This window comes from Candidatus Venteria ishoeyi (assembly GCF_030378065.1).
Taxonomy (GTDB): Bacteria; Pseudomonadota; Gammaproteobacteria; order Beggiatoales; family Beggiatoaceae; genus Venteria; species Venteria ishoeyi.
In genome coordinates this window covers 25,879-52,695 of record NZ_JAUCGJ010000003.1, presented here as the reverse complement: position 1 = coordinate 52,695, position 26,817 = coordinate 25,879, and the positions used below count along the sequence as shown (strand labels likewise).

Sequence of the window (26,817 nt, the reverse complement as noted above, 5' to 3'; positions counted from 1 at the left end):
TGTATTTTGGAGATTCAACTGTCACCCAGATATTTCATTCTCATCCTTTTCTTTTTCACTATTGTTTGATGCTCTACCGCTGGCAAGCAGCAATGATTTTTTCAAAATGATAAGCATCCACCCAGGCCGTCAGTGTGTCAGCAATTTCCGGGTAATTAGCATGGATACGGTTGACCACATCACGCGCTGCTTCATCATCCAGATTCAAAGCCGCCGTTTCCAGTTCAGTGCGTAATGTCTCAGGGAGCTTATCCAGATGCATTTCATTATTTGAAACTGACACTGGTGCAGTTTGTATGTCTTCATATAAGAATTGTACATCCAGTAATTTATATATCATTTGAAATAAGCGTGCTTCCATGACGGGTTTAGTCACCAGTTCATCACAGCCAGCAGCCAGAATATCTGTGCGCTCTTCAGTAAAAGCACTGGCTGTCAGGGCTACGATGATAACCTCCTGACCATCGGGCAGCGCCCGGATACAGCGGGTTGCTTCATAACCATCCATAACCGGCATGTTCATATCCATCCAGATAAACTGTGGATGCCAGGTCTGGAAAATTTCAATGGCCTGTGCACCATTTTCCACACTCTGAGTTTGCAGACCAACGCGGCTTAATAATGTGACCAGCAGTTCACGGTTATCCGGGTGATCTTCTGCAACTAATACCCGTACCTCGGATTGTTCGGGTGACAAGCCAATAACACGGCGGGTTTGCTCAAGTACCGCTGTGGGCGCTTCAGTTACGGGCAAGGGAATAGCAAAATGAAAGCAACAACCTTGTCCCAATTCGCTGTTGATCTTAATTTCCCCCCCCATGAGGTGGATAAATTCCTGGCTGATAGCCAGTCCCAATCCTGTACCATCGCCTTTAGCAATGCCATGTTCAGTTTGATAAAAAGCCTGAAACAAATAAGGCTGATCCACTTTCGCAATACCCGGGCCGGTGTCTTGCACTGCAAAAGCAATGGCTTGCTTTTCTGGAAAAACTCGCAGATAAATACCCCCTTGCTCAGTATATTTTAGTGCATTGCCCAGCAGATTGATGAGTACTTGTTTGAGATGCGGCGCATCTCCCAAAACGTGGCGTGGCAAGTCATCAGCCAATTCCACATTAAAAAAAAGTCCTTTGCTTTTGGTGCGAACCTGAATCATTTCTTCAATGCTGTGAATCGTATTATTTAAGTCAAAGCTTTCCTGTTGAATATGCACCCTTCCGGTTTCAATACGGGAGATTTCCAGAATATCGTTAATCAATGACAGTAAATGCTGTCCGCTGTGATTAATGGTTTCGAGTTGACGCTGGTGTTCATCTGTCAACTGGGTATCATGCTGGAGCAGTTGAGCGAAACCTAAAATCGCATTTAGCGGTGTGCGCAGTTCATGGCTCATATTTGCCACAAAAATACTTTTCGCCCGGTTTGCCGCCTCTGCTGCTTCTTTGGCTTTTAGCAAAGCGGTTTCAGCCAGTTTTTGTTCGGTAATGTCATGCATGGAAACCACAGCGCCAATTTTCACGCGATGCTCATCAAGTATGGTTTGACCCGAGGCAACCAGTATGCGTTGGCCACCATTGACATGTTCAATCACCATTTCTTGATTATGCACTTTATGACCCTGAAAAGCGCGGAACAAGGGGATGTCTTCCTGAGGCATTAAGGTTTTAGCATCGGCTTGCAGCAGGTGATAGTGCTTTGCCCATTGTTCAGGGGGTAGTTTTTCCTGGGTGATGCCGTGAATTTCACGGGTTGCGCGGTTAAATAATGAGAGCATACCCCGTTCATCACAGGCGACAATACCGTCTGCAATATTTTCCAGGACAGCCTGGAGGAATCTTTGCTGGTGCTGTAGTTCACTGGTCCGCTGGGTGACCAGTTCGCTCAGATGTTGGCGGTGTTGATCTAATTCCTGTTGCGTACGCAAGCGTAAAATACCAAAACCAATATTTTCTGCCAACTCGATCAGTAATTGACTTTCTTCCTTAGCAAAAGCATTAGCTTCCGTGGCATAGACGTTTAAGGCACCCAACATCTGATTTCCTGCTTGTATTGGAAAAGCCGCAGAAGAGGCGTAACCACGTTGCAATGCCTGTTCACGCCAGGGTGCATAGTCGGGGTTATTTAAGATATTCCGGGTGAACATCGCATGCCTTTCCCGGATTGCGGTTCCAGTCGGGCCACGTCCACGTACGGAATCAGACCAGGTGATATTCACCGTGTCCAGGTAATGATCAGAGTAACCGGCTTCAGCCACAGGTCTGACGGTTTTGTTTTCATCCTGTTCAGCCAGTCCAATCCAGACCAGGCGATAGCCACAATCTTCCTTCACAATGCGACAGGCTTCCTGTAACAAAAGCTGCTCATCATCAGCCCGTGCAACGGCACGGTTACCCATGCTTAGTGCAAAATAAGCACGGTTGAGTTGCTCCAGATCAGATTGTGTTTTTTTACGTTGTTTAACTTCTTCTTGTAGTTGTTCCAGTGATTGCTGAAGGCGCTCAGCCATATCATTAAAGGCATGGGCCATATCCCCAATTTCATCATCGTTTTCCACTACTGCCCGACATTTGAGATTACCATCCCGAATTTCACGGGCCGTGGCAGAGACTGCAACAATGGGCCGACTGATATGGCGAGCGATAGGAATACCCAGCATATACGCCCCTAATAAGGTAAACACCACCACCACTACGCTGATAATCAGATCATTTATCACTGAATGTAAAGCAACACGTGTCTCACGTTCAGCGACTACCTGAAAACTGCGTTGTCCAAATTGAACTGTGGTTATCGCCATAAAAGCATCCTGCCCATGCAGGCCGGATTGGCGTTGCAGATGAGGATTTACCGCAAGCTGGGTTTCACGTAGAACAATTGAGGGATTGCGGTGCGCAATAACTTTATTCATGTCATCAAGCAAATAAACATCTTCCCCCTGTGCCAGATTCAATTCAGCAATCATATTCCAGATGGGTTTAAGGCGTACTTCTGCAACGATGATACCGCTCATGTTACCACTGCGAGGCTCAATAATAGGAATGGCTATCATCATCAGCGGTTCGTTGTTTTGCTCATCAAAATAAACATAACTTTGAAATGCCTGTTGGCTCAGGATGATGGCCTGAAAAGCCTCATTCATGACTGGAGAATGGTTGTACCCTGGAAGCAGCAGACGAATATTAGAATGATGGATTTCAAATTGCTTGTGACCACTCATGTAAGCAATTTCGCGGAAGCTATCACGTTCTGCCAGTATCGTAGCCAGAATGGCTTCCCGTCTGTTTTTATCAGCCGTTGCAAAATTGCTCAGACGTACACTGCTTTCCAGAATAAATTGAAAGTGCTGTAAAAAAGATTGGGTTTGTACCGCTACCCGCCGGGTAAGTTCAAGCTGGCGGGCATAGGCTTCATCAATACTTTGCTGATAAGTAAGCCACCCCATAATGCCCCCGGCTAATAGTAGCGGAATGGTGGCAAGTTCAATAAAAGCTATCAGTAAGCGATGACGAATACGGATGCGTGTCATATTTATTCACGAACAATATGTTCGGCCTGAAGCAGAATTTTATCCGGAATTATAATGCCTAATGCGCTGGCTGTTGCCAAATTCAGTGAGAGTGTATTTTCAGCCATTTCCACGGGTAAATCACCGGGTGCTACCCCTTTAATAATCTGATCAACCAGGCGTGCAGCCTGACGACCAATATCATAATGCACAAAGCCATAGCTGAACAGTGCGCCTTGCTGCACTTGAATCAGGCTGGGTGCGGAAATTGGTAGTTGTCGGCTTCGGGCTGCGCTTACAAATTTAGCAATTGCTGCTTCAACCCGGCTGTCCCGTGGCAGAAATATTGCATCAATATTTACAGGCATTGCCGCAATGACTGCGGGAATATTACTGGCCTGTTGCACATCCTCAAGTATCAGTTCCAGACCCAGTTGCGGTGCGACACGTTTAATCTGGGCAATGCTGGTCTGAGCACTTTTGTCATTGGCATGGTATGGCACAAACACCCGCTTGCAGCCAGGTACAATCTGAGTCAGCCAATGCAAACGCAAATCATCCCCCGTTGGCAAGCGAATGCCGGTGATCATGCCGTCAGGTTGTTTAAGATCGGCAACAATACCTGCCGCCACCGGATCATTAACTGGCGCAAATACCACCGGGATATTCAAGTCTGCGGTTAAACGTTTAACCGCTAAAGTTGCAGGTGTGCTGGAAACCATAAATAAGTCCGGTTTTTGTTTCAGGTGTTCCAGGATCATTTTATCTAAGCGTTCGACACGACCTGCAAAGCCGCTGGAAAGGTAAGTCAAATCTTGATTTTCCTGATAACCCAGTGTTTTCATAGCGGTTTTGAATCCTTGCTGAGTGCTGCTATCCACTTCTGTGAGTTGCACAATCGCAATCAGCCATCGGGTTTTTCCCGTGTCACCATTCCAACTGGGGAAAAAGTAGAGTGCTGTCGCTGATAAAAATAATAATAACAGTATTAGCAGGTATTTTTTCATTTTGTACCCCCTGTGGATTCTTGGGTTTTATTAGTTTATATATTAAAGATTAGTGTATGGAATGAATTTTGCGCGACTGAATACTGAAACAAAAAATAATTTGTATTCTTCTATTAACTAGAATGAATAGTAAGGAGCGAGAATTTTATAACTTCAGAAACTTGGCTGGTCTTTTTCTCCATTTTCTGCGTTATGAAAACAGTTACATAGCTTGCTATGCGCCTGTTTTCACGCCTTGAAAATAAATAAAAATCCTGCGCCCAGTTCCTGCACTTATTTCATCCTCACTCCTAAAGGTAGGATCTTTTTATACAGGCAACCCAAAATGTCCCAAAAAACTAAATATTTTTACTGGCTTCGTCAACAGCTGCGGCGCTTTGGCAGGATGAGCTGGCTGATGGTTTCATTACTTGCCGGTTTAAGTTTTATTTTAGTATTAGCCATTCGCGCTAGTGGGCAGGTACAACCCATAGAATTGATGGCTTATGATTTTATGCTGGCAAAACAGGCGATTAAGCAACCTGTTGAGCAGCGTATCTCGATGATCTGGATAAATGATGCCGATCAGCGTCGTTATGGGTGGCCATTATCTGATGCTTTGCTCGCCGATACCCTGGAAACGCTGGAAAAATATCAACCCCGTGCAATCGGTGTGGATCTGTACCGGGATATTCCTGTTCCTCAGGAAAAAGGTGCGGGTTATGAGCGTTTTCAGCAAGTCATCAAAGACAATAAAAATATTGTGCTGATTACCAAGTTTACTGATGATAAAGAAGCGTATGTGTTGCCTCCACCCTTTTTAAAAGATGATCATGAGCAAGTAGGATTTAATGATATTACCTACGATCCCGGCTATTTAGTGCGTCGTGGACTGTTATTTATGACCAGCGAGGATAACTGGTATGAGTATTTTGGTCTGCATCTGGTGCGGCGTTATATGGCCTATGAAGGGGTTTATTTGCAAAATAAAGAAGGTGAAACCTCTAATATCGCTTTAGGCACAGTCGATGAAACCGGGCACTTTGGCAAAATTATGGCGCGTTTTCCTGAGGTATTAAGTAAAGACTTCGGTGGTTATGTCACCAACGATGAAGGGGGTATGCAATTTATGATGAGCTATCCCGGCGCACCCGGTGAACTCAAAGGCATCAACCTGTCAGCTTTATTAAATGGCAATTTTGATGCAGATTTAATCCATGACAAAATTATTATTATCGGTACCCGCGCCGAAGCCACGCCAGACTTTCTGGCAACCCCGATAGGCCGCTGGCTGGAAGGCGAGCAGCGCATGGCAGGAGCTGCGGTGCATGGTTATGCGGTGAGTCAGTTATTACATTGGGCAGAAGGCAAGTCACATTGGCTGCAAAGCTGGAATGAAACTGAGGAGCGATTGTGGATTGTTTTATGGTGTTTGCTGGCCGGTTTATTATGCTTTTATACCCATTCTTTCAGCCATTTATTTATTTCTGCCCTGGTCGGTATCAGTTTAATTATTAGTATTGTCTATCTGAGCTTTATACAGGGTTTGTGGCTGCCCATGGCTGCACCTATTTTTGCCTGGGTGCTGAGCATTATATTGATTACCGGTTATTTTTCTTATTTGAATCGCAGCGAGCGCACAGTGCTGATGAATATTTTCAGCAAACATGTGTCCAAAGATGTCGCTGAAGCCATCTGGCGAAGTCGGGATGAATATTTATCGGAAGGCCGTCTGCTTTCTCACCGGCTGACGGCAACCGTATTGTTTACTGATTTACAGAATTTTACCAGCGTGTCTGAAGGCATGGAACCCCAAGCCTTGATGGATTGGCTGAATGAATATATGGGAGAGATGGTCAAAATCGTTGAAGCGCATGGTGGTCAGGTGAATAAATTTATTGGTGATGCAGTGATGGCAATTTTTGGTGTACCCGTGCCGAGTACCAGTGATGAAGCCATTGCCAGGGATGCGCGTAATGCTGTGGAATGCGCCTTGGCGATGCGCAAAAAAATTGAGCAATTACGTGAACATTGGCAACATGCACATTTACCACAAATTAGAATGCGTGTTGGCATCTTTACGGGACCGCTGGTGGCAGGTACACTGGGCGGCATAGAACGTCAGGAATATACGGTGCTGGGGGATACGGTCAATACCGCCTCCCGTCTGGAAAGTTTCGACAAATCCCTGGATGCGGATAATCCTTGCCGAATCCTGGTCGGTAATCCCACCTTAAATTGTCTGGATAATGATTTTGACAGCGAAAGCGTGGGTACGGTACACCTTAAAGGTAAAGAGGATCTGGTGGCGATTCACCTGATTTATGGTTATCGCGACACCGGGCCGGAGTTTTTACCACTAGATAGCTTTCCCGATGAAGCAGAAGAGAATTGAAGATGCTTAAACCGGTAATAGATACGTCACGATTTTTTCAAATAGTCTGGCGTTTTAACGCGCATATTTCATTGACTGCACTGTCAATTTTACAACAGCGTGAAATACCGCTGCCAGCGCCATAATTACAGGTAACGGCCCTTATCCATGCGCTTTCAACACCGTAAAGACTGGTTAATCAGTGTTATCCTGGCACTGGGCATTTTATTGTTTGCGCGCATAGGCTGGTTAGAACCGCTGGAGGACTGGCTGTATGAAACGCAAATGTCCTGGTTGGCAACACCGCCGCACCCGGATATTCTGTTAGTTGCCATTGATGATCAAAGCCTGCAAGCACTCAGTGGTTGGCCCTTATCTTATACGCACTACGCGCGCGCCGTACAATGGTTGAATCAGCAGCAACCGCGTTTATTGGGTAATACCTTGTTCTGGCATCAGTTAGAATATGAATCCATATATCCGGTTATACAAACCGTGTTGGATTTTTACGAAGCCAGTGAGTTACTCAACCGCGCATTTGATGATGATCCACAAATCATCTCAGAAATTAATCAACTGGGTATACAACTGGGACAGCTTAAACAGGTTTTGAACCCTGAGCAGATTTTAGCCCGCGCAATTCAAAACAATGGCAAATTTATTCAAGCCATGCCGTTTTGGTTGGATCAACAACTGACCACAGAAACTGCAAACCCAATTTTGCAAACCCAGCCCCTCCCGACCAGTATTATTGCCCATCGCCTGCAACAAGTTAATCAGGATTTTCAATTGCCAGAAGCACCGCCTCGCAGGGCAGCAATGGTGATTCCCCCATTGTCAGCTTTGCAGCGCGCAATTGCTGGTGTGGGTGGTCTGGCTCCCGGAGATTTTGATCCAAAAAGTAGTCCTTATCTCTCGCCACTGGTGTTCCAGTATCAACAGCACTATTATCCTTCGCTGAGTTTAGCACTGGCAGCCAAGGCTTTAGACGCACCGATTTCAGTTGCTTTAGGGCAAGGCGTGCGCATCGGCACGCAGCGTTTTATGACTGATGCGCAATTACAGGCGCGTCCCTGGTTATACCGCCCCTTCCCGGTGATTTCTCTGGCGCAGATTCTACAAAACCAGGCTGATCCCGACAGGTTTCGTGACAAAATTGTATTACTGGGCTTAACTGCCAGCAGCTTGCAACTGCCGCAACAGGCACTGGCTAATGCCAGTGTTGCCCCGCTGTTACAAGTTGCCAATACCTTAAGCAGTTTGTTAAATCAACAACTGGTCAGTCAACCACGGTGGATGCTATTAGCGCAAGCCATCGCTGGCCTGCTGACCTTATTATTTTGCTGGTTTGTATTATCACCACGCAACCCGGCCTGGTTGACCCTGGCAAGTTTCATGGGATTATTGCTGTTATTGATGGTGCAATGGGTTTTGCTGTTGTGGATGTCCTGGTGGATTCCCTTGTCGTGGGCAATGTTGTTACTATTGAGTGTATGGCTGGTATTAATCCTGAAATATATCAGTTTTACCTTACGTCATCAGGTACATCTGGGGAATGAGGCGATAGAAGCCAATCGTTTGCTAGGGCTGGCTTGGCAAGGGCAGGGACGGCTGGAAGCAGCCTTTGAAAAATTTTTATTATGTCCGGTGGATAAACAGATGGCCGGTATTTTATATAACCTGGCATTGGATTTTGAGCGTAAGGCACAGACCCGGCAAGCACTTGCGGCTTATCAATACCTAATAGAAAAATCACCGAATTATCGGGATGTTGAACAACGTTTGTTACAATTACAAACAGCACAACGCGCGCGCCTGCCGGGTAAATATGCCAGCAATCGCCTCAGTCAATGGCTGGAAGCGAACAGCGAATTACGCAAGCCCATGTTGGGACGTTACCAAATCGAGAAAAAGCTGGGTAAAGGCGCAATGGGCGTGGTGTATCTGGGACGAGACAGTAAAATGGATCGTATGGTTGCCATCAAAACCTTAGCCCTGGCAGCAGAATTTGAAGGCGAAGCCCTGCAAGATGCCATTGCCCGTTTCTTTCGTGGTGCATCCGCAGCTGGGCGTTTGACGCATGAATCGATCATTGCCGTGTATGATGCTGGTGAAGAAGGCGATCTGGCTTATATCGCAATGGAATACTTTAAGGGCGGCAGTTTGGCTGCCTACACGCGCCCGAATAACATTTTGCCATTGGATAACCTGTTTGATATTGCGATTAAAACCGCTGAAGCACTGTTTTATGCGCATGAGCGAAAAGTAGTACATCGCGACATTAAGCCCGATAATATCCTGTACAATGCCGCTAATGGACAGTTCAAACTGACTGATTTTGGCATTGCCCGAATCACTGACAGTCAGAAAACCCGTACTGGTATCATATTAGGCACACCTTCATACATGTCGCCAGAGCAATTAGCGGGTAAAACTGTTGATGGTCGCTCAGATTTGTTTTCTTTAGGTGTTAGCCTCTATCAATTATTGACGGGGGCTTTACCTTTTGAGGCAGACTCTATGGCCAGTTTGATGTTTCAGATTGCCAGTGAGCCACATCGGGATATTTTATCCGTGCGTAAAGATTTGCCCGTTTGTTTACAAGAAGTGATTGATATTTTATTGGAAAAAAACTATAAAAACAGGTATCCCGATGGCGCAAGTCTGGCTGAAGCGTTACGTCAGTGCCGGGATCAGTGGATTTTACAAGCTTATGTAAAAAACCAGCCCGAATTAAAGAACGGATCAGACACCTCATTATGAGTAAAACCAATACCATACAAATTGTTTGCCACACAGATACGGGACAGTTGCGCGAGCATAATGAAGATCGTATTGTTGCGGATGTGGGGCCTGACTGTGCAATTGCTGTGCTGGCTGATGGCATGGGCGGTTATCAGGCGGGTGAAATTGCCAGTGAGGTAGCCGTTACGGAAACCATGCAGGCCCTGCAAGCGGAGCAGGCCCAGGTAAATCTGGTGGCAGTGGATGAGAGCCTGGGTTATCAACATGCCAGTTTATTATTGCAGCAAGCGGTATTAAAAGCCAATCTTGCGATTTTTCAAACGGCGCAAAGCCGTACTGAATATCGCGGCATGGGAACCACGATTGTCGCAGCATTATTTTACGCACAAGCCTTAAGTATCGCGCATGTGGGTGACTCCCGCTTGTACCGGTTGCGTGGACAAAAGCTGGAATGCCTGACCAATGATCATTCCGTTTTACAGGAATTAATTGATAACGGTCTTTATACCCAGGAAGAAGCGCGCCATTCACCTAACCGCAACCTGGTCACGCGTGCCTTAGGCGTGAATATGGATGTTGAGGTTGAGCTTACTGAAGCCCAGACCCAGGCCGGTGATCGTTATCTGCTGTGTTCCGATGGCCTGAATGATATGCTGGAGGATATTAAAATCCAGCAGATACTTTGTGCGCAAACAGATTTAGATCAGGCAGCAAAACAATTGTTGGAAGCGGCTAATAACAGCGGTGGCGAAGATAATATTTCCGTTATTCTGGTACAGATTCCACCTTCATCTTCCCAGTTGCCACGCCAAAGCTGGTGGCAACATCTGCTTGCATTTTTCCATATCAAGCACTTAGGTTGAGGTGGAAACGGTTTTCAGTCATTGCCTGCAAATTCCTCTACTTTGCAGATTCGTTCACCCAGTCAAGGGTAATAGGCGTTGTGGTAAAGTCCAGTGTTAATAAAGGTGAATAGCGTATCCAGCCTTCCAGGGATTGGTAACGCAAATAAAAGCGAAACTGTGGCTCAGGATAACGGGTGCGTACCTGGCCTTTGGCAGGCAGGGGTGAAGCCCCGAATAAAACCGGATCAATAATCTGATAGCTGCCCGTGGTATAAGGGCCAAACTGCCATTGCAGATGATGGCCCTGGTAAGAGAGCTGTACTGATAAAGGCGCTGTGCTTTTCCGTTGTGAGCGCCACTGCTGTAATTGTGGTTCAAGTTGTGGGGTGATGTTTTTAATGCAGGCGCAAGCCGTTTGGTATTGAAAAAACTCGCTAGCTGGTTCGTTATCTGGCAATGCAGCTTGATCCATTTCTATCCAGTCAAATAATAAACGTGGTGCTGTCGCGCTGCTTTGCTGACGTAGCCATAAAGCACCATGTGCATACCAATCCCCCGCATCAACCAGCACCTGATTGGCTTTGGCATGGGCGATAAAACGGCCTTTGACTTCAAACGCCTGACGTTGCTGGTTTAATATGGTATGCACGCTCATAGCCTGACGCACCCAGATAAAACTCATAAATAAAACAGCCAAAAACAGTAAAATCCGCAGCTTGAGGGGGCGATAGCGCTGGTACAACTGATTAATAATCAGCGCGCTTGCCATACAAACCGCCCAGGTGGGGAGTATTAATAAGCGTTGATTTAACGGGGATTGGCTGGCTAATAATAAAATAACCGGCAGCAGTGGCCCGGCAATTAACACGCTGCTTGCCAAAATTAAATAACGTGTGTGGCGGAAAAACCAGAGGCTGTACAACACAGCGGATAAGACGAGTAAAGCCGCAAGCAGCGCATAAGTGCTTGTTCCAAATAACATATTACTGAGATAAACCGGTAATTGCAGTTGTAAATGTAATAAGGACTGCGCCTGATCCTGATAGCCACCGATCCAGGACTCCAGCATAAAAGAGCGCCACAGTGCATAAGCCAGCAGCAATACCAGATAAGGGATAAAATGTGTTAAGCGTTGCTTGAGTGTGGCTTCCGGCAGAAAGGGCAGTAGTAATACCAGTGGCACATAGGTTTCTTTTGCGGTCATCGCCAGTACAAAAGCGCAGACACTTAAGCTTAACCAATAATAACGAACTGGTTTAGCGTGACGCAGGGACATGATATAGGCATACAAGGCCACAATAAAAAATAACAAACCTTCCAGATAATGCCGAATCATTAATTGCTGGCTGATGGCAACGCTGGCGGGTGCGCATAAAAACAACAAACTGCCAAATAAAGCGGGATATAAGCCAGTGTATAAGCGTAATAAAGCATAACTGAGGTAAACGACCAACGCCAGCGCCAGTAATTGGTGTCCATAAAAAGCGGCAGGGGTATGACCGAATAAATAAGCGTCTATAGCAAATGAGAAAGAAACCCAGGGGGTGAGGTTGGCACTGGATAAAATCTGCCAGCTTTCCGGGGAGAAAAAATATTGCCAGGGTTGATAAGATAAGGCGTGTTTCAGAATCTGGGTATCATCCCAGGCCCACCAGAATCCCAGGCTGTATTGATACAGGCTGAAACAAGTTAACAGGAAAAACAGAAAAACCCATAAATTTGTTTTGTTGGATAAAATTTTCATTCGCTTGATGGATATTGGCATTGGTACAGGCTCAGTTTAATCGGTCATTTTATGAATCATTGCGCTGCTGGAGCAACCCGCCAGAAAATCCAGTATCCGCACTTCACCACCTTGTGCCTGTACGCATTGATGTCCCGCAATTTCATGTACCTGGTAATCCCCCCCTTTGACTAAAACATCGGGCAATAAGTCACAAATCAATTGCTCAGGAGTGTCTTCACCAAAGGGTACCACCCAGTCCACAGATTCCAGGCCATTGAGTACCGCCATGCGTTGTGCCAGAGGATTAATCGGGCGCTTGTCACCTTTGAGGCGGCGCACGGAATCATCATCATTTACGGCAACGATCAGCCTATCCCCCAGTTGCCGAGCCTGAGATAAATACTGTACATGACCGGCGTGAAGCAAATCAAAACAACCGTTAGTCATCACCACCTTCTGACCTTGTTCCTGTGCCTGTAATACCAGTGGCTTGAGCATTTCTGCAGCATATATCCCGTGTTCGTGCGGCATATGCTGTGCAGTTTCCAGTTCTGCCGGGGTGATGGTTTCCGCGCCCAGTTTGGCTACCACCAGACTGGCGGCGAGGTTTGCCAGTGCAGTGGCACTGGCAAGATCTTCTCCGGCGGCAAGGCTGGCAGCCAGTACGCCAATGACGGTATCACCCGCGCCCGTTACGTCATAAACCTCCCGTGCTTGCGCAGGCAGGTGCAGCGGGGCATGATTTTTTTGCAATAGCGTCATGCCGTGTTCGCTGCGGGTGATGAGCAAGGCTGCCAGCTCCAGGTCTTTGCGTAGTTGTTCACCGCGCTCCACCAGGGTGTTTTCATCTGGGCAGGTACCAACCACGGCTTCAAATTCGGTTAAATTTGGTGTAATCAAAGTTGCGCCACGATAACGCCGGAAATCCTGGCCTTTGGGGTCTACCAGCACCGGGCGTCCGGCAGCACGCGCCATAGCGATGTATTCACCGGGATCGGATAATGCGCCTTTGGCGTAATCGGATAACACCACAACCTGAACCTGAGGCAGAATGTCAGCAAGTTGTGTTTGTAAGGCGGGGATGTCCAGACTGGCAAAAGCTTCTTCAAAATCCACGCGAATCAGTTGTTGGTGACGGCTGAGTATACGCAGTTTGGTGATGGTGGGGACATCGGCGTGACGTTGAAAAAAGCAGTCAACGCCTTGTTCGCGTAATTGCTGTTCCAGCATATCGGCGATGCTATCATCGCCAGTAACGCCCATCAGTTGCGCGTTAGCATTCAATGCACGAATATTCAGCGCGACGTTTGCCGCGCCGCCAGGACGCTCTTGTTGCTGTTGCACACGCACCACGGGTACGGGTGCTTCCGGGGATATGCGCGAAGTGCTGCCGTGCCAGTAACGATCCAGCATGACATCACCAAGCACCAGAACACGGGCGCGTTTGAAATCAGGAATAGGTAAATACATAGTGCTTATCAGGTAAATACTTTATGGATACCCCTTCGGAGGGGGTATCCGTTATTTTTCTGGGAAATTAATTATTAGCGGCTTCTCGTTGTACAGCGCGATAGCCAATATCCGGGCGATAAAACATATCCTGCCAATGCACTTGTTTAACCCAGTCATAGGCAGCCTTTTGCGCATCACTGACCGTATTGCCTAATGCGCAAACACACAACACCCGCCCACCATTGGTGACAACATCACCGTCTTTTTCCGCTGTACCGGCATGGAAAATTTTGGCATGTTTTCCATCTGTTTCCGGTAACTTGATAGGGTGGCCTTTAGCATAATCGGCAGGATAACCACCTGCGGCTAATACCACGCCCAGGGAAACCCGGCTGTCCCACTGTGCGCTACATTGATCCAGTGTGCCTGCCAGCGCGGCTTCACACAGAGTCACCAGATCAGATTGCAGACGTAACATGATAGGCTGAGTTTCCGGGTCGCCAAAACGACAATTGTATTCCAGCACCTTAGGCGTACCATCTGCGGTAATCATCAATCCTGCATATAAAAACCCGGTATAAGGATGGCCTTCCGCCGCCATACCGGCAACGGTGGGTTCAATCACTTCACGCATAACGCGCTGGTGCATTTCCGCTGTCACCACGGGTGCTGGTGAGTAAGCCCCCATACCACCGGTATTAGGCCCCAGATCGCCAGCATCACGGGCTTTATGATCCTGAGAAGTTGCCATCGGCAGAATGTGGCTGCCATCCACCATGCAAATAAAACTGGCTTCCTCACCCTGTAAAAGTTCTTCAATCACCACGCGATGTCCGGCATCACCAAAAGCATTACCAGCCAGCATGTCTTTCACTGCCTGCATGGCTTCTTCTTCGCTTTGCGCCAGAATCACGCCTTTACCGGCTGCCAGACCATCCGCCTTGACCACAATCGGCGCGCCTTGCTGTTGAATATAAGCACAGGCGGGTTCAATTTCGGTAAATGTGGCATAGGCCGCAGTTGGGATTTTGTGACGTGCCAGAAAGTCTTTGCTGAAGGTTTTAGAACCTTCCAGTTGTGCTGCACCTTGGCTTGGGCCAAAACAAGGCAAGCCTGCTGCCAGAAATTGATCCACAAAACCGGCAACTAAAGGGGCTTCCGGCCCAACTATGGTTAAATCAATGTGTTGTGCCTGGGCAAATCTCAGTAAACCCGCTAAATCATCGGCACTGATGTCGATATTTTCCAGTTTAGGTTCCAGTGCTGTACCGGCATTGCCGGGTGCCACGTAAACCTTGTTGACGTATTCAGATTGTGCGGCTTTCCAGGCCAGCGCATGTTCGCGACCACCGCCGCCAATAATCAGGATTTTTTTATTCATAGGAACTTTTACTTAAGGAGTGGGAATGAAACGATAACCTTGTTTGCGTACACTGCGGATACAAGGGGGAATTTTATCACTGAGTTGAATTTTTCTGCGCAGGCGACTGATATTAACATCAATCGCGCGTGCCGTTTTATGGTCTTCCAGACTGATTTTACAATAGTTAGTCAGCCATTCTCGGTTTAAGGTTTGATTGGCATGGGTAACGAATGCTGTGAGTAATTTGTATTCTGTATTTGTCAAAGAAATCTCATTGTTTTGGTAATGCAGACGATACTGACTCACATTAAAAACATAATCACCAAAGTGAAAAGTTTCTTGTATTTCAGCTTGAATCTGGATATCGACTTGTTTTTGATAGCGACGAAAAATGGCATTGATTCTGGCTTTTAATTCTAAAAATGAGAGTGGTTTTATCAGATAATCATCAGCACCTAACTCCAGCCCAACCACGCGATCAATTTCTTCTACGAATACCGCAGATATGAGGATAATGGGTTTTTGATGATAGGCACGTAATTTTTCAACCAGGCTTAAGCCGTTGCCGTCAGGCAAATGCACATCGAGAATAATCAGATCAACCTGATACTTTCTCAGATAATTTTCCATTTCTTGACAATTGCGTACCCAGTCAGTGTTAAAACTTGCGAACTGAAGATAATGCTGAATTGCGCTACCATCTTCCGTGTCATCAACAATTAATATTTTTACAGTGCTTTCCTGTGTCATCTTGTCCATTTTCTTGTTATTTAATTTGAATTTGGTGCGAGCTTCTTTCATTTGCTATACGGCTGAAAACTGTTTTTACCTCATGCCAAGTTATTGATAGTATTTACAGGTTTAAGTATTTTGGATAAAAAATCTCATCTCGAACTCGGATTGCTTAGATTTTTGTAACAAATTGTCTACGCTCAGACAACTTCTGTCAAAAAATTTTGTATTAAAAAGTAGTAAAAAAAAAGCGGGTATCTATGAAAGATACCCGCAATTTCTACGCATGGCATAGCCAGGAAAATATAATTTAGCCCGAGTTAAGGCGTGAGAATTTTACAGTATGTAACCACGTTCGTCGTGTAGTGCCATATCAAGACCTTTCACTTCGTCTTCTTCACTAACCCGCAGACCCATCACTAGATCAATAATTTTCAGCAGGATATAACTGATCACTGCGGTATAAGCGATGGTGGCAAGCACGCTGACAGTTTGTATGCCAACTTGTGCCGCAATGGTAGTGTTGTCGCCGCCAAAACCCAAACCACCTAAACTTGGTGCTGCAAACACGCCAACCAGAATCGCACCGACAATACCTGCTGCGGCATGAACACCGAATACATCCAGTGAGTCATCATAACCCAGCATGTATTTCAGCTTGGTTGCGGCAAAGAAGCTGATGATACCCGCACTGAAGCCAATGGCGATAGCACCCATAGGGCCAACGGAACCACATGCCGGGGTAATCGCAACCAGACCTGCAACCGCACCGGAAACAATACCTAAAACACTGGGTTTGCCATGATTGAGCCATTCAATAAATAACCAACCTAAAGCCGCTGCTGCGGTTGCAATTTGTGTGACCAGCATCGCGGAAGCAGCAATGCCATCAGCCGCTAACTCACTACCGGCATTAAAGCCAAACCAACCGACCCACAGCATGGAAGCACCAATCACAGTTAAACCTAAGTTATGTGGCGGCATCGCCGTAGTCGGATAACCTTTACGTTTACCCAGCATTATCGCCGCAACCAGACCGGCAACCCCGGCATTAATATGTACTACCGTACCACCGGCAAAATCCAGCACGCCGTCAGCACTCATCCAGCCGCCGCCCCAGACCCAATGACAAACTGGCGCATAAACGATAGTGCCCCACAGCGCCATGAAAACCATCATGGAGGAGAATTTCATGCGTTCAGCAAATGCGCCCACCATCAAGGCCGGGGTGATAATGAAAAAGGTCATCTGAAAAGTCAGGAACAGGTACTCAGGAATTGTGCCGCTAACTGTATCCGGGGTGATGCCAGCCAGAAACATTTTATCCAGCCCTCCAATCCAGGCATTCATGTCACCACCGTCGGAAAATGCCAGGCTGTAACCATAAACTACCCATAAAATACTCATCATGGCAGTAATTGCAAAACATTGCATCAAAACCGATAACACGTTTTTACTGCGTACCATGCCGCCATAAAACAAGGCCAGTCCCGGCAGCGTCATAAATAAGACCAAAGCGGTGGCAACCAGCATCCAGGCGGTATCCCCTGCACTGAGTTTATCTTCGGCAAAAGCCATTGCTGGCAGCAATGTGAATAAACCGGTTGCGATTTGCAGCGGTCTTTTCATATTTTTCATATTCATCGTATCTCACCTTTTGTTAAAGCGCGTCTTGATCCGATTCGCCAGTACGAATACGAATGACTCTATCCAAATCATTAATGAAAATTTTGCCATCACCGATTTTTCCGGTATTAGCTGCTTTGCTGATCACATCAATCACTTGATCCAGCATGTCTGCGGAAATTGCAATTTCCAGCTTAACCTTGGGCAGAAAATCTACCACATATTCAGCGCCGCGATATAACTCGGTATGACCTTTCTGACGTCCGAAGCCTTTGACTTCAGTAACGGTAACGCCCTGGACACCAATTTCAGATAAGGCTTCACGCACATCATCCAATTTAAAGGGTTTGACAATTGCTGTGACCATTTTCATTGTGTTTTATTCCTTGTACGCTGTATTAAAAGGTTTTACCAACACTGAAAACAGCGCGCGCGGCTGCCAGATCGTCGGCATCATCGGCATCTTTGATATTGGTATCCACATAAGCCAGACTGAAATCCAAACCAAAAAATGATTTACCCAGTCCAATGCTCCAGTCAGTGTAATCACCGTCACCTTTTAAGTTCTGCCGACCCACCGCACCACTCAAGGTAATGTCATAAGGCAAGCCATATTCTGCACCAAGACCAACATAATGGGCTTTGCCGCTATTGCCAAAAAATTCTGGTGAATAGTTATAAGACAGGGTTAAAAAGCTGTAACTACCTTTGACATAGAATTCTCCAAAATCATAATTCCGTTCACTATTGGCACCTGGGTAAAAGTAATGGTTATAACCCATATCCAGACCCATGCCATTTTTGAATTCAGTGCTGTAACCTAAATAAGTATCCCATTCCACCTGCGCGCCATCTGATACTGCGCCATCAGGAACAAAACGCACGTTAGATGCCCAGGTACCCACATATAAACCGCTGTCATGTACCAAATCCAAGCCCCCCTGGATAGCGGGTTTTTTATAAGTCTGACTAAAACCGCGCCAGACATAATCACTGGCCATGCTCACATTGGCACTGATTTCCATGCCGTTGGTTTTTTCTGCGGCTTGTACACTGGATAAGCTGCTGACTAAGGCTAAAGCCATGGCTGATTTCAAATACATTGATAATTCTCCTTAAACATAAAAAATAAATAAGTACACATATTGTGCAAAACGTCTGTACTTTTCCTGCGATGCTCAATCTAATGACAATAACTGTGCCAATGAATCAATTTTTAATAAAATCAATTTATTACATGTTTTTGCAATTATTTATAATAAACCATATCGTATTTTTGCGCACCAATATAGTGCGTTTGCACGGTGTAATAGCACGCACTAAATTCAATCATGACGCCATATCCTGATATATGGTCATCTCGTGTGGCTAAACATAAACGTGCTACACTCTGAAATAACCTGAGTTAGTACTTTACCCGGGCTGGATAAAAACGGGCTGGATAAAAAACAGTGTGGAGCAAAAGCAGTTTTTTTGTGCCTCAAAGTGCAAAAAAGAAACTTTTGCGTAACTTCTAATTAACTTTCGGATTAACTGTGTTCCAGCGTTTTTTCCCAATTTCCTTGCATACTGCGCTTGCAGTACCGTTTATGCTATTTATCCTGTTTAGCATATGGCTCAGTGATTATTTGTCTGAGCGTCATGAAAAGGAAAATACTGAGCGCATGACCATGGAGCTGCGCGCTGAAATCACCACCCGCATTAAAGACTATTTACAGCAATACATCCACACCCCCTGGCTGGCTAACCAAAATGCGCTGAATGCGTTTGAACATCAGTGGCTGGATGCTCGCGATCCCGCAGAACTGGTCAACTACTTTTGTCTGCAAATGGATCTATATCCCACCTTAAATGCGATTGGTTTTGGGTTTGTTACAGGGCAACAGATACTGGTGCGTAAACATGCTGATGGTACCAAGCGGGTTATTGCCAGCCCCGATATTGCAAAACAGATGTTTTCGCTGGACTGTCAGGCATTTGTAGAAATTGAAGCCCAAACCGATGTGCGTCAGCAAAATTGGTATCAAATTGCCATGCAACAAGAACACAATGCCTGGAGTCCGTTTTATGCTGCGGCAGAAACCCCTGCAAACCAGCATTCTGAAATTAGAATGGCATTGAGTCGTGTGGTGATGGATAACAACCGACAGCGCCAAGGGGTATTGCGGGCAGAACTGGCTTTATCTGAGCTTAACGAGATGCTTAGTGAACTGGATGCGGATCGTTCAGGCATGACATTTTTAATTGATGAAGAAGGTTTTCTGGTGGCCTCTTCCAGACAAAATACCGCATTTATACGGCAAAGCCGTACTTCAGCAGGACTGATGCCGGGTTCCAGTATCTCTCACCTGCAACGCGTTGCCGCCTTAGACAGTGATGAACATTTATTAAGCCATGCGACTAAACATCTTTTTGGGAACCTTGGCGGTGATCTGAAAGAACTTGAATTCTGCCATAAAACAGATTTTATGTTAGGTGATGAACGTATTTTTATTCAGGTTACCCCGTTTCAGGAACCGCTGGGTTTGCAGTGGCTCATTGTCGTGGTTTTAAAAGAAGCTGATTTTATTCAATACAAACATAATTATTTTGAACTCAGCAGTTGGTTACTCATTGCTGGATTACTACTGCTATTATTGCTGGGTTGGATGCTGACACGCATTATTATTCAACCGATTACCGTACTGAGTGAAACGACTTCACGTATTTCTCATGTACAATGGGGGCAGTATTTTCCAGACAGCCGCATCAGCGAAGTACAGCAGTTATCCAGTGCTTTCCGGCGTATGACACGGCAGTTGCAGGAAATTTTTTATACCCTGGAACAGCGGGTGACTGAGCGTACGCATGCACTCAAGCAATCTATGCTGGCACTGGAAGAAAGTCAATCTGCGCTGCAAAAAAGTGAAGCCCGGTTTCGGGCGGCTTTGAAATATTCCAAGATTGCCGTATTCTGTCATGATTATGACTTGCGTTACCAATGGTTATATAATGCGCCACCTGTGTTGGCGCAAGCATTTGGCAAAACCGATGACGAGTTGTTGCCGGCAAAAGCAGCCATGCAACTGACTTCAATCAAGCAGCGTGTGTTGACAACCCATCTGAGTGCACGTCAGGAAATTCCTTTATCTGTCAATGAGCAAACTCGTTTTTATGATTGGATAGTTGAGCCGACTTATGAGGATAAGCGTAATGACGGTAAGCAAGCTGTTTCAGGTTTGATTTGCGTGGCAATCGATATTACGGAACATAAACAAGCGACAACAGAGCTGTTTGAACATCGTGAACATTTAGAACAACTGGTACACCAGCGCACCGCAGAATTACAAACACTCAACTACCGCTTACAAGGCGAAATTACCGAACGTAAACGCATTGAAGCCCTGGAACGGCAATATATGGAAAAACTGGCGCATACTTCAAGACTCAGTGTGATGGGCGAGATGGCAACCCAGATTGCACATCAGCTAAATCAACCACTGACGGCAATTGCGACCTACAGTATTGCCTGCAAACACCTGGTTAAACAAATCCCGCTGCCAGGCAATGATGATAAACAGGAAAAAGTACAAGTTTATGAAGTGCTGGACAAGATTAACAGCGAAGCACAGCGTGCGGGCGAGATTATTCGTCACCTGCGCAGCCTCAGCCAGGGTAGCAAGTTGCACAAAGCCAAGTTGCATATCAATGTATTGGTGGATGAAGCGGTGAATCTGATCTCGGTAGAAGCACAGTGGCATGAAGTCCGTCTTGCCTTGCGTTTGGCTGAGAAATTACCGTTGATTCTGGCGGATAAAATTTTGTTAGAACAAGTGTTGCTTAATGTGGCGCATAATGCGATTGAAGCGATGGATGCGATTCCTAAATCTTCGCGTTTATTGACTATTGGCACGCAGTTAACCAATGATAATCAGCTTTTAATTACAATTGCCGATACCGGGCCTGGACTTTCTAAAGAAGCGATTGAGCAGGCTTTTACCTCCTTTTTTACAACCAAAAAACATGGTGTGGGTTTGGGTTTGTCGATTGGTTTATCGATTGCCAAGGCGCACGAAGGTCAGTTATGGGCAAAACCCAATGCCCAAGGTGGTACCACTTTTTATTTCAGCTTACCGGTCAAACCGGTAGATAATGAGCTTAGCGATGAATAAAATAGTTTATATTGTCGATGATGATCCCGCTATTTGTGATTCATTATCACTATTAATGAGTGCTGTGGGGATGCAAACCCAGACTTTTCCAGAAGCAGACAGCTTTTTATCGGCAATTGAACCCGAGCAGGCTGGTTGTTTGATTCTGGATGTGCGTCTGCCCGGCATGGATGGCCTGGAATTGCAACAGGAATTGCAACAACGGCAAATTGATATTCCGATACTGATTATCACCGGTCATGCCGATGTACCCATGGCAGTGCGTGCCATGCGCGCAGGTGCGATTGATTTTATTGAAAAGCCTTTTGATGCTGAATTATTAATCCTGCGCATACAGGAATGTCTGTTGCTCAGTCAGCAAACCCGTAGTGGTCAACAGAAAAATGAACGCCTGGCTTTACTCACCAAACGTGAGCGTCAGGTTTTTGAATTACTGGTTGATGGTAAACTCAATAAGGTTATTGCGCATGAATTGGGTATCAGCATTCGTACCGTTGAAGGACATCGCGCGAATCTGATGGAAAAATTACAAGTAAAATCCTTATCGGAGTTGGTGCGTATTGCCTTGTCCTGATTATGTTACGGCGTCTGTTATTTTATAATTTTCGTACGGTATACCGCGTTGATCGCTGGTTCCGGCAACGTTTTACACCGCTGGGCATGTTGATTTTCGGCGTTGCGATTGCGGGTGCTGTATTTGGTATTGACACGCGCAAAACCTTTGCTTATCAAATTTTTGCCTTCGCCCTCGCCTTGCTGCTATTGGCTATGTTCAGCAGCTTATTTTTTCGCAGTCGCTTTGAACTGCATCGCCAATTACCCCGTTTTGGCACGGTAGGTGAGCCGGTGCATTATCAATTACACATCAAACAACACAGCAAAGCACCTTGCTTAAATCTGGTTGTGCGTGAAGAAGCGCAAACCCGGCATTTACGCTTTAGCCAATTTCAACAATTTAAAGAACCAGGGGATCACTACCGTAATCGTTTTGATCGCTACGTAGGCTACCCCCGCTGGCTGATCTGGATTCGTCAGCAGCGCGGTTTTTCCTGTGATTGGCAGATTTTGCCAACATTACTGCCAAAACAATGGCACAAAATACCCTTAACCCTGTATCCGCATCGTCGTGGATTTATTGATTTACAAGCATTGATTATCGCCAAAAGCGACAGCATGAATTTATTTCGCGCATTATATAAAAATGAGCAGAAACAACGTTTGTTAATTTTACCGCGTTTATATCAGGCACCTGATGTACAGCTGCCCGGTACCCGTAAATATCAACCGGGTGGTGTAAACCTCGCTATGTCAGTTGGAGATGCCATGGAGTTTTTTGCCCTGCGCGAATACCGTCCCGGTGATCCTCTGCGTAATATTCATTGGAAAAGCTGGGCCAGACAAGGCAAACCCATTGTTAAAGAATATCAGGATGAGTTTTTTGTACGCCACGGTTTGATATTGGATACATTTCACCCGGAAGGTGGTGGTGATATATTTGAAGACGCGGTTTCTGTGGCAGCTTCTTTTGTATCGAATATGACCACGCAGGATACCTTACTGGATATGATGCTGGTCGGTGATCAGGCGTATTGTTTTACCAGTGGACGCGGTTTGCAGCATCTCGATAAAATGTTGGAAATTCTGGCCTGTGTACAACCGGAATCACGTAAAACTATCAAAGAACTTAAACCTTTAGTCACGGAACATGCCAATATCTTAAGTGGTTGTATTTGCATTTTATTAGGTTGGGATGATGCACGTAAAAATTTAATTCAGTGCTTACACGCACTGAACATCCCTTTACTAGGTTTAATTATTTGTCCACCAGATACTATTTTAGAAGCCTTGCCCGCAGATATTTATGTTTTGCATAGTGGACAAATCCAAGAAGATTTAAACCATTTACAGCGATCATAATAGCGGCACTCTCGGACAGGCTCCTAGGTTGCTTCAAAGGAACAGGAAAACCGATGAAAAAACAGAATATGCGTTTATGGCTTTATTTAGTGATACTGATGTTTTTGACCAGTTGCGGCAGCAATGGTACACGCGCAGGTATCAGCAAAGTCAAAACCCGTTTATTTGCCATTGATGTTTCACAACGGGCAAATTTAAACCATCCGGTTGCGCTGGATCTGGTCATTGCTTACAACCAATCACTGTTTCTGGATTTGCTGAAAATTTCTGCCAAAGAGTGGTTTAAAAAACGTCAGCAGTACAAAATGGATTACCCCGCCGCCTTGCAAAGCTGGGAATGGGAACTGGTACCAGGGCAGGTTGTGCCTTTTTTCAAATTGCCTAAAACGACCCGTAAAGGTGTGGGCGCGGTGGTGTTCGCCAATTATGTTTCACCCGGTAATCACCGCGCACGTATCGATCCTTATGAAGGGGTTGTGGTGCGTTTGAATGAAAGTGATTTTTCTATTTCTTCATTACGTTAAACTGCTTTGCATTCCCATCGTGAAACCGCTAAGATTCACGAACCCGCGTCATATACGCTGCATGGCATCAATATTGAAAAGAATTCAATTTTCCTAAATGGATGGCAGACGCTTAAAATCAAGGCACGACAATATGTATATTGAATATACCTTTGAAATGGATGATGGAAAACGCTTGGATTATCATGTGGACTTTGATCGTCCACGGGACAAAAAACTGGATTTTGAACAATACCCGAACTGGACAAAACTCAAATTTCATCAATGTCCGAATTGTCCGTTGCATACCGATGAATATTCTCATTGCCCTGCTGCTATTGATGCGCAGGAAATTGTGATGGGCTTTAACGAAATTTTGTCGTGTAAAGCCACCGCGATTCATGTCAAAACTCCGGAGCGAGAATATTCCAAACAAACGGATGCGCAAACCGGTTTGCGTGCTTTGATTGGTTTTGTCATGGCCAGCAGCGCCTGCCCCATTCTTTCCACCATGCGCGGCATGGCTTATTTTCACCTGCCATTTGCCTCTATGGATGAAGCGGTCTACCGCATCAGCTCTTCTTATCTGTTAAATCAATATTTTAAGCATAAAAAAACCGGGCAGGAGCCTGATTTTGAGTTTGCTGGCTTAAAAATACATTTTCAGGAAATGCAAACCTTGAATTTTCATTTCTTAGAACGTATACGCGCAGGTTGCGAGGGGGATTCCAACCTTAATGTACTGGCCACCTTATTTACGATTTCTTCCATGTTATCCTTATCGCTGGAACGTCACTTAGGTGAAATTGAGCATTTATTTGATTGAACAGTGAGTTCGATGAAGGTTTCTTGCAGTGCTAAAGACGCTGAAAAGTGCCGCTACCTCACACTAAGTTATTGATAGTGTCTACCAAATACTGGATTCAGATTAACAAAGAAATTTTATGGCTCAGCAACACAACAATAGTGAAGAAAAAGTTCGTTTGGACAAATGGCTGTGGGCCGCGCGCTTTTTCAAAACCCGCAGTCTGGCAACCGATGCCATAACCGGTGGCAAGGTTCATCTTGACGGGCAACGCATCAAACCCTCTAAAGCCGCACAAATTGGACAAACCTTAACCATACGCACCGGTTTTACCGAACGCACGGTTGTAATTACCGCTTTGGCAGCCAAACGTGGCAGTGCCACCATTGCCCAGCAACTGTATCAGGAAACCCCGGAAAGCATCGAACAACGTGAACAACAAAGCAAACAGCGACAGGTGGCGAATTTATCCATGAGCCGGGAACGTGGAACAGGCCGTCCCACAAAAAAAGATCGTAGAAAATTACAAGACTGGAAAAAAGGAGATTAATTCATGCAAACAGCCGCTCAATGGTCATCCCGCTGGATGTTTATTCTGGCAGCAACCGGTTCTGCTGTCGGTCTTGGCAATATCTGGAAATTTCCTTATATTGCCGGGGAAAATGGGGGCGGTGCATTTGTCCTGGTTTACCTAGCTTGTGTTTTTAGCATTGGCATTCCAGTGATGATGGCAGAAATCATGATTGGGCGGCGGGGGCAGCAAAGCCCGATTAACGCCATGCATACTCTGGCGGTTGAAGCCAAACAACATCCCATCTGGAAAGGCATAGGCTGGTCTGGCGTGATTGCCGGTTTTTTGATTTTATCTTTTTATAGTGTCATCGCGGGCTGGGCGTTGGCTTATATCCCAAAAATGCTCTCTGGCACTTTCTCTGGCATTACGCCTGAGGGTGCCGGGCAGGTTTTTAATACGCTTACAGCCAACCCCTGGATGTTGTTGCTATGGCACAGCCTGTTTATGGGCATGACGATATTTGTGATTGCGCAGGGGGTGGAAAAGGGTCTGGAAAAAGCAGTCAGCGTATTAATGCCCACTTTATTTTTCCTGCTGGTAGCGTTGGTGATTTATGCTGCGGTCAGTAGTGGACACTTTATGCAGGGTGTACATTTTTTATTTGATACCGATTTTCAGGCATTATTTTACCCCGGTTGTAACCCTGAACAGGGCGTGACTTGTGAAATGAGCTGGCAGGGCGTGCTCAGCGCAATGGGTCTGGCTTTTTTCTCACTCAGTATCGGCATGGGCGCAATTATGATGTATGGCGCGTATCTGCCTAAAACCACGCCGATCACCAGCACTACGGTAACGATTGCCATTGCTGACAGTCTGGTGGCTTTATTGGCGGGTCTGGCGATTTTCCCCATTGTTTTTGCCAATGGCTTGGATCCTTCCTCAGGTCCCGGTCTGGTTTTTGTCACCCTGCCCATTGCTTTTGGGCAAATGGATGGCGGCGTGATTTTTGGCAGCTTATTTTTTATTCTGCTGGTATTTGCCGCCTGGACTTCTGCATTTTCATTATTGGAACCGGTGGTTGCCTGGTTGGTTGAAAGCTGGCAACTCTCCCGCAGCCATGCGGCAATCGGTTGTGGTTTTTTGATTTGGCTGCTGGGCATTTTATCCATTTTATCTTTTAATAACTGGAGTGACTTTCATCCTTTGGCTTTTCTGGGGGATAATGTCTTTGCCACTAAAAACTTTTTTGATCTGTTTGATTACATCACCTCTAATATTATGTTGCCCTTGGGTGGTTTATTTATTGCGATATTTGCAGCCTGGATTATGTCACATAGTGCGCGTTGTGAAGAAATGGGCGGGGAACCCGCTGATATTAGTTATCACACCTGGTTATTTCTAATTCGTTATGTCACGCCGCTGGGCGTTTTGCTGGTGTTCTTAAATGCCGTGGGTCTATTGAAATTCGGTTAAACCTGAAAATATTTTTCCCTTTATATCGGTCTTAATCATACACATATTTAAAACTTTCGCCCAATGTAACAAATGTGACAATAGACCAGCTAAAAACAAT

Annotated in this window: 19 protein-coding genes; 10 read left to right on the top strand and 9 right to left on the bottom strand. The window is 45.8% G+C overall.

The window, feature by feature from the left end; all coding sequences use genetic code 11:
* Nucleotides 1-73 precede the first annotated feature (73 nt).
* The gene (locus tag QUF61_RS01540; RefSeq protein ID WP_289680131.1) at nucleotides 74-3,526 is read right to left on the bottom strand and encodes an ATP-binding protein; all 3,453 of its coding nucleotides are present in this window, start codon (nucleotides 3,524-3,526) and stop codon (nucleotides 74-76) included.
* Between the two features lie 2 nt (nucleotides 3,527-3,528).
* Entirely contained in the window at nucleotides 3,529-4,512 is a 984-nt protein-coding gene (locus tag QUF61_RS01535) for an ABC transporter substrate-binding protein (RefSeq protein ID WP_289680130.1), read from the bottom strand.
* A gap of 397 nt (nucleotides 4,513-4,909) precedes the next feature.
* On the opposite strand from QUF61_RS01535, the gene QUF61_RS01530 reads away from it, so the two are divergent.
* The 3 genes from QUF61_RS01530 (at nucleotide 4,910) to QUF61_RS01520 (ending at nucleotide 10,473) form a co-directional block, all read left to right on the top strand.
* The gene (locus QUF61_RS01530) at nucleotides 4,910-6,886 is read left to right on the top strand and encodes a CHASE2 domain-containing protein (protein WP_289680129.1); all 1,977 of its coding nucleotides are present in this window, start codon (nucleotides 4,910-4,912) and stop codon (nucleotides 6,884-6,886) included.
* Nucleotides 6,887-7,033: 147 nt separating this feature from the next.
* On the top strand, nucleotides 7,034-9,628 hold the full coding sequence (locus QUF61_RS01525; RefSeq protein ID WP_103920423.1) for a CHASE2 domain-containing serine/threonine-protein kinase: 2,595 nt from the start codon (nucleotides 7,034-7,036) through the stop codon (nucleotides 9,626-9,628).
* A complete protein-coding gene (locus QUF61_RS01520; RefSeq protein WP_103920422.1) occupies nucleotides 9,625-10,473 on the top strand; it encodes a Stp1/IreP family PP2C-type Ser/Thr phosphatase in 849 nt (282 codons plus the stop codon). The genes QUF61_RS01525 and QUF61_RS01520 overlap by 4 nt, the downstream gene beginning before the upstream one ends.
* A gap of 37 nt (nucleotides 10,474-10,510) precedes the next feature.
* On the opposite strand, the gene QUF61_RS01515 is transcribed toward QUF61_RS01520, so the two are convergent.
* The 7 genes from QUF61_RS01515 to QUF61_RS01485 form a co-directional block, all read right to left on the bottom strand.
* The gene (locus QUF61_RS01515; RefSeq protein ID WP_289680128.1) at nucleotides 10,511-12,199 is read right to left on the bottom strand and encodes a glycosyltransferase family 39 protein; all 1,689 of its coding nucleotides are present in this window, start codon (nucleotides 12,197-12,199) and stop codon (nucleotides 10,511-10,513) included.
* Between the two features lie 36 nt (nucleotides 12,200-12,235).
* Entirely contained in the window at nucleotides 12,236-13,651 is a 1,416-nt protein-coding gene (hldE, locus tag QUF61_RS01510; RefSeq protein ID WP_289680127.1) for a bifunctional D-glycero-beta-D-manno-heptose-7-phosphate kinase/D-glycero-beta-D-manno-heptose 1-phosphate adenylyltransferase HldE, read from the bottom strand.
* A 67-nt stretch (nucleotides 13,652-13,718) separates the two neighbouring features.
* Nucleotides 13,719-15,014 carry a phosphoribosylamine--glycine ligase gene (gene purD, locus QUF61_RS01505; protein ID WP_289680126.1) on the bottom strand — a complete coding sequence of 432 codons (1,296 nt, stop codon included), beginning with the start codon at nucleotides 15,012-15,014 and terminating at the stop codon, nucleotides 13,719-13,721.
* A gap of 12 nt (nucleotides 15,015-15,026) precedes the next feature.
* Nucleotides 15,027-15,797, bottom strand: a complete 771-nt coding sequence (locus QUF61_RS01500) for a response regulator transcription factor (RefSeq protein WP_289680124.1) — start codon at nucleotides 15,795-15,797, stop codon at nucleotides 15,027-15,029.
* A gap of 267 nt (nucleotides 15,798-16,064) precedes the next feature.
* The gene (locus QUF61_RS01495) at nucleotides 16,065-17,372 is read right to left on the bottom strand and encodes an ammonium transporter (RefSeq protein ID WP_289680123.1); all 1,308 of its coding nucleotides are present in this window, start codon (nucleotides 17,370-17,372) and stop codon (nucleotides 16,065-16,067) included.
* A 16-nt stretch (nucleotides 17,373-17,388) separates the two neighbouring features.
* On the bottom strand, nucleotides 17,389-17,727 hold the full coding sequence (glnK, locus tag QUF61_RS01490) for a P-II family nitrogen regulator (RefSeq protein WP_103920416.1): 339 nt from the start codon (nucleotides 17,725-17,727) through the stop codon (nucleotides 17,389-17,391).
* Between the two features lie 25 nt (nucleotides 17,728-17,752).
* Nucleotides 17,753-18,457 carry a TorF family putative porin gene (locus QUF61_RS01485; RefSeq protein WP_103920415.1) on the bottom strand — a complete coding sequence of 235 codons (705 nt, stop codon included), beginning with the start codon at nucleotides 18,455-18,457 and terminating at the stop codon, nucleotides 17,753-17,755.
* 561 nt (nucleotides 18,458-19,018) lie between these two features.
* Between QUF61_RS01485 and QUF61_RS01480 the strand changes: the two genes are divergently transcribed.
* From QUF61_RS01480 to QUF61_RS01450, 7 genes are all read left to right on the top strand, one after another.
* The gene (locus tag QUF61_RS01480; protein ID WP_289680119.1) at nucleotides 19,019-21,505 is read left to right on the top strand and encodes an ATP-binding protein; all 2,487 of its coding nucleotides are present in this window, start codon (nucleotides 19,019-19,021) and stop codon (nucleotides 21,503-21,505) included.
* Nucleotides 21,498-22,079 carry a response regulator transcription factor gene (locus tag QUF61_RS01475; protein ID WP_103920413.1) on the top strand — a complete coding sequence of 194 codons (582 nt, stop codon included), beginning with the start codon at nucleotides 21,498-21,500 and terminating at the stop codon, nucleotides 22,077-22,079. Before QUF61_RS01480 ends, QUF61_RS01475 begins: the two co-directional genes overlap by 8 nt.
* 2 nt (nucleotides 22,080-22,081) lie before the next feature.
* Nucleotides 22,082-23,422 carry a DUF58 domain-containing protein gene (locus QUF61_RS01470; RefSeq protein WP_103920412.1) on the top strand — a complete coding sequence of 447 codons (1,341 nt, stop codon included), beginning with the start codon at nucleotides 22,082-22,084 and terminating at the stop codon, nucleotides 23,420-23,422.
* Nucleotides 23,423-23,475: 53 nt separating this feature from the next.
* Nucleotides 23,476-23,946, top strand: coding sequence for a hypothetical protein (locus QUF61_RS01465; protein WP_103920411.1), 471 nt, complete (start codon nucleotides 23,476-23,478; stop codon nucleotides 23,944-23,946).
* Between the two features lie 133 nt (nucleotides 23,947-24,079).
* Nucleotides 24,080-24,751 (top strand): DUF6901 family protein, encoded by a 672-nt coding sequence (locus tag QUF61_RS01460; RefSeq protein WP_103920410.1) that lies wholly within the window; start codon nucleotides 24,080-24,082, stop codon nucleotides 24,749-24,751.
* 118 nt (nucleotides 24,752-24,869) lie between these two features.
* The gene (locus tag QUF61_RS01455) at nucleotides 24,870-25,280 is read left to right on the top strand and encodes an RNA-binding S4 domain-containing protein (protein WP_289680117.1); all 411 of its coding nucleotides are present in this window, start codon (nucleotides 24,870-24,872) and stop codon (nucleotides 25,278-25,280) included.
* 3 nt (nucleotides 25,281-25,283) lie between these two features.
* Complete coding sequence (locus tag QUF61_RS01450) at nucleotides 25,284-26,717, top strand: sodium-dependent transporter (protein ID WP_103920408.1); 1,434 nt, start codon at nucleotides 25,284-25,286, stop codon at nucleotides 26,715-26,717.
* Nucleotides 26,718-26,817: the final 100 nt, after the last annotated feature.

Excerpts from the sequence above, each read along its gene's own strand:
- QUF61_RS01530 (WP_289680129.1), top strand. The coding sequence starts at position 4,910 with ATGGTTTCATTACTTGCCGGTTTAAGTTTTATTTTAGTATTAGCCATT.
- glnK (WP_103920416.1), bottom strand. The coding sequence starts at position 17,727 with ATGAAAATGGTCACAGCAATTGTCAAACCCTTTAAATTGGATGATGTG.
- QUF61_RS01460 (WP_103920410.1), top strand. The coding sequence starts at position 24,080 with ATGTATATTGAATATACCTTTGAAATGGATGATGGAAAACGCTTGGAT.
- QUF61_RS01535 (WP_289680130.1), bottom strand. The coding sequence starts at position 4,512 with ATGAAAAAATACCTGCTAATACTGTTATTATTATTTTTATCAGCGACA.
- QUF61_RS01465 (WP_103920411.1), top strand. The coding sequence starts at position 23,476 with ATGAAAAAACAGAATATGCGTTTATGGCTTTATTTAGTGATACTGATG.
- QUF61_RS01480 (WP_289680119.1), top strand. The coding sequence starts at position 19,019 with ATGACCATGGAGCTGCGCGCTGAAATCACCACCCGCATTAAAGACTAT.
- QUF61_RS01540 (WP_289680131.1), bottom strand. The coding sequence starts at position 3,526 with ATGACACGCATCCGTATTCGTCATCGCTTACTGATAGCTTTTATTGAA.
- QUF61_RS01520 (WP_103920422.1), top strand. The coding sequence starts at position 9,625 with ATGAGTAAAACCAATACCATACAAATTGTTTGCCACACAGATACGGGA.
- QUF61_RS01475 (WP_103920413.1), top strand. The coding sequence starts at position 21,498 with ATGAATAAAATAGTTTATATTGTCGATGATGATCCCGCTATTTGTGAT.
- QUF61_RS01500 (WP_289680124.1), bottom strand. The coding sequence starts at position 15,797 with ATGAAAGAAGCTCGCACCAAATTCAAATTAAATAACAAGAAAATGGAC.
- QUF61_RS01485 (WP_103920415.1), bottom strand. The coding sequence starts at position 18,457 with ATGTATTTGAAATCAGCCATGGCTTTAGCCTTAGTCAGCAGCTTATCC.
- QUF61_RS01470 (WP_103920412.1), top strand. The coding sequence starts at position 22,082 with ATGTTACGGCGTCTGTTATTTTATAATTTTCGTACGGTATACCGCGTT.
- QUF61_RS01525 (WP_103920423.1), top strand. The coding sequence starts at position 7,034 with ATGCGCTTTCAACACCGTAAAGACTGGTTAATCAGTGTTATCCTGGCA.
- purD (WP_289680126.1), bottom strand. The coding sequence starts at position 15,014 with ATGAATAAAAAAATCCTGATTATTGGCGGCGGTGGTCGCGAACATGCG.
- QUF61_RS01515 (WP_289680128.1), bottom strand. The coding sequence starts at position 12,199 with ATGAAAATTTTATCCAACAAAACAAATTTATGGGTTTTTCTGTTTTTC.
- QUF61_RS01455 (WP_289680117.1), top strand. The coding sequence starts at position 24,870 with ATGGCTCAGCAACACAACAATAGTGAAGAAAAAGTTCGTTTGGACAAA.
- QUF61_RS01450 (WP_103920408.1), top strand. The coding sequence starts at position 25,284 with ATGCAAACAGCCGCTCAATGGTCATCCCGCTGGATGTTTATTCTGGCA.
- QUF61_RS01495 (WP_289680123.1), bottom strand. The coding sequence starts at position 17,372 with ATGAATATGAAAAATATGAAAAGACCGCTGCAAATCGCAACCGGTTTA.
- hldE (WP_289680127.1), bottom strand. The coding sequence starts at position 13,651 with ATGTATTTACCTATTCCTGATTTCAAACGCGCCCGTGTTCTGGTGCTT.